The 1217-nt window shown below is 72.7% G+C and carries 1 protein-coding gene; it reads right to left on the bottom strand.

All coding sequences use genetic code 11. From position 1 onward, the window contains the following. Window positions 1–1217: DUF222 domain-containing protein (locus tag AB4Z38_RS25590; protein WP_441432319.1), on the bottom strand; the 1217-nt coding region annotated here is incomplete at both ends.

The following is a 1217-nucleotide window of genomic DNA, read 5'->3' as shown; positions in this document are numbered from 1 at the left end:
TTGACCGGACTGCGCAGCTTGACCGGGCTGCGGGTCCCGGCTGTGTGGGGGGAAGAGTTCGCGGTGGTCGATGGTGGCCAGGATCTGCGGGCGGTGGCCGCCCGTGGCGGGCAGGGACCCCGTGGCCAGGGCGAGCCGGCAGGCGCCGATCAAACCGTCCAGGAGTTTCTGCGCCCGCGACCGCCGCTCCAGCGGCGCAGCATTCTCCAACGCCCCGCCCGACGCCCCACCGGAGGAATCGCCGGATGCCTGGGCGGACGGATCGCCGGATGCATCGGCGGTGAAACTGCCGGATGGTTCAACGCAGGCAGCAACCGTGCCGCGGGGTGCTGCGCCTTGGGGTGTTGCGCCTTGGGGTGTGCGGGTGCGGGGGTTGGTGGCGGTGTTCATGACCGTGAGCAGGTGTTCGTATTGTTCGGTGGTGGCGAAGATCTCCACATGCTGCAGGCCGTGCTTGGGACGGCGCAGGAACGCCCCTTGGTGGTGGCGGAGGGATTCTTCGGACGGTTCCGGGCCGTCCTGGTCGATCGCCTCGACCCAGCGCCGGGCCACCCTGGCCAGGAAGTCCTGGTCGTTTTCCTCCGCGGTGCGGGCCAGGGCGTGTTCCATTTCCGCGGCTTTCTCCGGGGTGCACAGCGGTCGCACCTTCGCCASGGCCATCGTGATGATCCCGGCCGAGCGGGAGCCGATCACCCCGGAYGCCAGCGCCGCGGCGGTTTCCCCGTGCCGGGCAGGGACCGTTTCCSMGGTGAGGCCGCGGCCCGGCAGCAGATCCCGGGCCAGGGCGAGCCGGCCCCTGGCCTCSGCGGCACTGATCCGCAGCAACGAGCGCAGGTGCTCGGCCGTGGACCTGAACTCCCCGCCCCGGGCGCTCCCCGCCTGCACCGCGCCGGAGGCGCTCCCCGTTCCCGTGCAAGAAGCCGCACCACCCTGCACCGCGCCGGAGGCACCGCCCTGCTCGTCCGCGGGGCCTGCCGTGGTCTCGGCGGTCCAGCCCGCGGCGGAGCCTGTCTCCGCGTCGGCGGYCCAGCCGGCGGCCCAGCCGGTGGTCCAGCCTGTTGTCCAGCCCCGCCGGGCGGCGGGTTCATCGTTCCGGGCCGCGTCCAGCCCTGCAGCGGCGAGCAGCTGGAGATAATCCAGGGTGCGGGAGAGTTCCTCCACCCCGGACGCGAACGCGACAGCCACCTGGAAACCCAGCCCTCCGACGTCGCCGGCAG

Origin of the sequence: Arthrobacter sp. 2RAF6, assembly GCF_052115205.1 — a bacterium.
Classification (GTDB): domain Bacteria; phylum Actinomycetota; class Actinomycetes; order Actinomycetales; family Micrococcaceae; genus Arthrobacter.
This window is presented reverse-complemented; position numbering and strand designations above follow the sequence as displayed.